Here is a 4,778-nt window from a genome sequence, read left to right as displayed (position 1 = left end):
GGACCCGGGGGGCAGTACCCCGGCGCCACCACCACCAGCAGCGGACGGAGCGCTCGCAAGGGTATTTCCGCTGCTGCTGATGGGGGCGAAACAGGATCGACGAGTGCAATAAAGATCTGATTGCCGGCCGGCCTGAATGAGCCGTAAAACCGTTCATCACCACAAGTGCTAACGATAACGAAGCACTCGCAATTGCTGCGTAACTGACGGCCTAACGGCCTAGGTTACAAAGACAAAAGCGCGGTCGGACCCCACCGGGCAACAGAAGGGGATTCCAGCGGCTTCCGGGGGAGCCGGGCAACAGAATCCCCCGGACTTTTCTACTAAAATGCGGATTGGGTCGATGAGTCACGATCATCGATCGTTGCCGGGGTCGCGATTGCGCGTCATCGTCTCCCTGACAATTTAATCGGGGGAATGACCATGGTTCGACGCACGCTGGCGGCTCTGCTCCTGCTTGGTTCCGCACTCCCCGCGCTCGCCGCGCCGGTAGTCAAGGACCAGCTGATGGTCCCACCCGGCACCGCCGACCATTTCGTCGTTGTCTCTCAGGCCGGCAAGCATGGTGACGAGTGGCGCTGGACGCTGCCCGACGGCAGCACCGCCTATCGTGAATCGATCCTGCTGCGCGGCCTGGTCTATGAACAGGACGAGGTCATCCATCGCCGCCCCGACGGCGTCATCGACAGGGTCGAGGTGCGCGGCGTGACCCCGAATGGCGACGCGGCCGAGAGTTTCGCCATCGACCAGGCCGTCGCCAAATGGAAAAGCCCGGTCGACGAAGGCGCCGCGCCCTATCTCGCGCCGGCATTTTATGCCGTCAGCGGCGGTACTTTTCTCGCCAATGAGGCCATGATCGGCCCGCTGCTCGCCGCCGGGGCGAAGGGCCTCGCTCTGCTGCCGTCGGGCAAGGGCACGATCGAGCCCGCTGCGACCCTCGTCGTGACCGGTCCGGGCGGCCCGCGTACGATCCGGCTGCACTTCATCAAGGGCGTCAATCAGACCCCGCAGGCGGTGTGGCTAAATTCCGACGGATCGGTGTTCGGTTTCTGGGGCGGACTGGGTGTGCTGCCGATCGGCTATGAAGCCAATCTCGACGCGCTGATCGCGGCCCAGGACGCGGGTATCGCCAAACTCGCCCCGGCCACCGCGCGCCGTTTCCTGACGCCAGCTGCCCGACGTCCGCTGCTGATCCGCCACGTCAAGCTGTTCGATGCCGACCGTGGCCGGTTCGTCGCCGACCAGGAGGTCGCCGTCGCCAACGGCCGCATCGTCCGGGTCGGGCCGAGCGGTCGCGGCAAGGCGACACCCGGCACGAAGGTGATCGATGGTACCGGTAAGACCCTCGTCCCCGGTTTGTGGGACAGCCACATGCATATGTCCGACGATTTCGCCGCGCTCAGCGAGCTGGCGATCGGCGTCACCTCGTTCCGCAACCCCGGTGGCACGATCGAACTCGCCCAGTCGCAGGAACGGCGGCGCAAAGCCGGGACGCTGCTCGCGCCCGAAGGCTTCACCTCGGTCATCATCGACGGCAAGGGGCCGCTCGCGGCGCAGGGCAGCATGACCGTCGCCAGTCTCGACGAGACGCTCGCCGCCGTCCGCAAGATCAAGGCGGCGGGGATGACCGGCGTCAAATTCTACACCTCGATGACGCCGGCCTGGATCGCCCCGGCGGCGAAGCTGGCGCACCAGCTCGGCCTCCATGTCCACGGCCATATCCCGGCCGGGATGCGCACGCTCGACGCGGTCAATGCCGGCTATGACGAGATCACCCACATTTATTTCGCGACGATGCAGGCGATGCCGCAGGCCGTCGTCGACAAGTCGAACACGACGCTGCGGCTGACCGGGCCGGGCCGCTATTTCAAGGACGTCGATCTGACCGCCGAACCGATGAAGTCGACCATCGCCACCCTCGCCGCCCGCAAGATCGTGGTCGACCCGACGCTGGTTGTCGTCGAAACTGTGCTGACCAGTGTCGCCGGGACGGTCGGTCCCTCTTATGCGCCCTATGTCGGCACGCTTCCGGCGGCGACCGAGCGCAGCTTCAAGAGCGGGCCGATCCCGCTTCCCGAAGGCACGACGCGGGAAGACGCCACGGCCAGCTTCGCGCACATGGTCGATTATGTCGGCGTGCTGCGTCATGCCGGAGTGCCGATCGTCGCCGGCACCGACGGCAGCGGGATCGAGCTGCTTCACGAACTCGAATTATATGTCACAGGCGGCATGACCGTCGCCGAAGCGCTGCAGACCGCGACGATCGTGCCCGCGCGCAACGTCCACGTCGCTGCGCGGACCGGGTCGATCAAGGTCGGCAAAGAGGCCGATCTGCTGCTCGTCGACTGCGATGTTGAGGCGGACATCGGCAATTTGCGCCATGTCGATCAGGTCGTGTCGAACGGCGTGCGGCTTGATGGCGATGCGCTGCGGACGGCGGCGGGGTTCAGCGGCCGCCCACACTAGGCGTCGAGTTCTCGCTCCTGCCTTGAGCGCGCTGCCAAACCCGTTATGGCGACACCGTGCCCGGCTTCACAGTCTATCAAGATACGGAACCGACGTCGCCATTGCGTGCGGTCGTCGCTCCGCGCGCCCGCTGAATGGGGATGTCCGAGCTTCGGCGGTCGGCGTGGCTGGTCGTGGCGGCGGCGCTGGTGCCGCTGCTGTTGTTCGTCATCATGCAAGCCGGGTTCGACGCCCGGACCCAGCGCGCATCCGCCCGCCAGAGCGCGCTGAACACCAGCCAGGCGATTGCGGCGGCAATGGATGGTGAGGTCAAGCGGATCGCTGCGGGCCTCGACGCGGTCAGTACCGCGCGCGCGCTGCGTGCCAACGATCTTGCCGAATTTCGCTCCCGCGCTTCCGAGCTGATGGCGCTGAACGAGGGGTGGCGAGCGGTTATGCTGATCGACCTTGCCACCGGCAGGGTCGTCACAAGCACCAGCACGGCCGATTATCTCCTTGAGCCGACGGTCGCGGGACCAGCGGAGGCGAAGCCGCGCTTTATCGGCTTCGCCCGTGGGCCCGGTTGCCCCTGTCTGCTGTTCGACCGCCTCGCATTGGGGCCGCCAGGCACTCGCTGGGCCGTTCGCCTGCTCGTCAGCAACCTCGGCCTGATGCGCCTGCTTCCCCCAGGGAAGGAACATTATGAGGTCAGCGCGATCGCCGATCCGTCGGGGCGCTTCCTGGCGCGGTCGATCCTCGGCGATACTCGCTTCGGCAGTCTCGGGTCGAGCTATCTGCGGACAGCTGCCTCTTCTGGGCGAAAGACCGGCATCTATAGTGGTGTCACCCTTGAGGGAGTAGAGAATTACACCGCATTTGTCCGCTCGCCGCTGACTGGCTGGACCTCGCATGTCGCCTTGCCGAGCGAGGCAATCGACAGCCCGACCCGCCGGTTCCTCGGCTCGATCGGTCTGGCGGCGCTTTTGTCGCTGCTGCTTGCCGCAATCCTGATCTGGTTCGCGCTGCGGCAGGTCGCCGATGCGCGCCGCCTGTCCGAACGACTGCAGCAGGCGCAGAAGCTCGAGGCGCTCGGCCAGCTGACTGGCGGGATCGCCCATGACTTCAACAACCTCCTGACCCCCGTCGTCGGGGCGCTCGATTACATTTCGCGCAAGCAGGACATCGATCGTTCGACCAAGCGACTACTCGACGGGGCGTTGGCCTCGGCTCGGCGCGCGGGCAAGTTGACCGCCCAGTTGCTCGCCTTTTCGCGAAGGCAGAAGTTGGTCATCGAACCGGTCGACATCGCCGGCATGCTCGAGGAGATGCACGACTTGCTCCGTCAGTCGGTCGGCGACGGTCACGAACTCCACATCGTGCAGGACGACCGCAGTCTGTGCGCACTCAGCGACTTGAACCAGCTCGAGCTGGCGGTTCTCAACCTCGCCCTCAACGCTCGCGATGCCTCGCCCGAAGGCCGCCCGATCACTATCACCGCGACGTGCAGCGGGACGCCTGAGGACGGCCAGGTCGTGATCAGCGTGCGCGATGAGGGCAGCGGAATGGACGCCGCGACGAGACAGCGCGCGATCGAGCCCTTCTTCACCACCAAGGATATCGGCCGCGGCACCGGGCTCGGTCTGGCGCAGGTGTTCGGTACTGCCGCGCAATCGGGCGGTGACCTCAGGATCGAGAGCGAGCCGGGGTCGGGCACCGAGATATTCTTGACCCTTCGCCGCTGCCCGAGTGCCGTCTCGCGCCGGACGCCGGTCTTGATCGCCGCCGACACCGACACCGCATCGCGCCGCCTGCTGGTGGTCGACGACGACCCGCTGGTCCGCCGGGCAATTGTCGCGCTGCTCGAGGACGCCGGCCATGTCGTCGATGCGGTCAGCGACGGGGCGACTGCGCTCGCCGCAATCGGTCAGCGCCGCTTCGATCTCGCACTGGTCGATTTCCTCATGCCCGAAATGAACGGTGCCGAATTGGTCCGCCGCGCCCGCGTCGTCCGCCCCGACCAGCGCTTCGTCATCGTCAGTGGCTATGCCGACAGTGCGGCGATTGCCGATGCGTCGCCCGACACGCCACTGCTCAAGAAGCCGTTCGAACCGGCCGACCTGCTGGCAATGGTCGAACGGGCCGTTGCTGCTGGCTGATCAGACCGCCGGCAGCCTGAGCGTGACCAGCAATCCGCCCAGATCCTCGCTCTCGTCGAGCGCAATGTCGCCGCCATAAATTTGCGCGACATCGCGGACGATCGCCAGCCCCAGCCCGGTCCCCGGCTTGTCGGTGTCAAGCCGCGCGCCGCGGGCAAAGATCGCTTCGCGCTGGGC

The 4,778-nt window shown here is 66.2% G+C and carries 3 protein-coding genes and 1 other RNA gene; 3 read left to right on the top strand and 1 reads right to left on the bottom strand.

Translation table 11 applies throughout. The annotated features are described in order from the left end of the window. From ssrA to RMN84_RS04835, 3 genes are all read left to right on the top strand, one after another. Positions 1–277, top strand: a transfer-messenger RNA (tmRNA) gene (gene ssrA, locus RMN84_RS04845); the annotation flags it as partial. Positions 278–417: 140 nt separating this feature from the next. Next, positions 418–2,466 carry an amidohydrolase family protein gene (locus RMN84_RS04840; RefSeq protein WP_309611069.1) on the top strand — a complete coding sequence of 683 codons (2,049 nt, stop codon included), beginning with the start codon at positions 418–420 and terminating at the stop codon, positions 2,464–2,466. Between the two features lie 140 nt (positions 2,467–2,606). After that, positions 2,607–4,601, top strand: coding sequence for an ATP-binding protein (locus tag RMN84_RS04835; RefSeq protein ID WP_309611068.1), 1,995 nt, complete (start codon positions 2,607–2,609; stop codon positions 4,599–4,601). Here the strand turns inward: RMN84_RS04835 and RMN84_RS04830 are convergent. Further along, the coding region (locus tag RMN84_RS04830; protein ID WP_405051440.1) for an ATP-binding protein at positions 4,602–4,778 on the bottom strand (177 nt) is incomplete at its 5' end.

This window comes from Sphingomonas sp. (assembly GCF_031380695.1).
Classification (GTDB): Bacteria; Pseudomonadota; Alphaproteobacteria; order Sphingomonadales; family Sphingomonadaceae; genus Sphingomicrobium.
Note: the sequence above shows the minus strand (reverse complement) of the source record. Positions and strands in the feature narration are given on the sequence as shown.

What these genes read in the sequence shown, in the direction of transcription:
- RMN84_RS04840 (WP_309611069.1), top strand. Translation starts at nt 418, where the DNA reads ATGACCATGGTTCGACGCACGCTGGCGGCTCTGCTCCTGCTTGGTTCC.
- RMN84_RS04835 (WP_309611068.1), top strand. Translation starts at nt 2,607, where the DNA reads ATGTCCGAGCTTCGGCGGTCGGCGTGGCTGGTCGTGGCGGCGGCGCTG.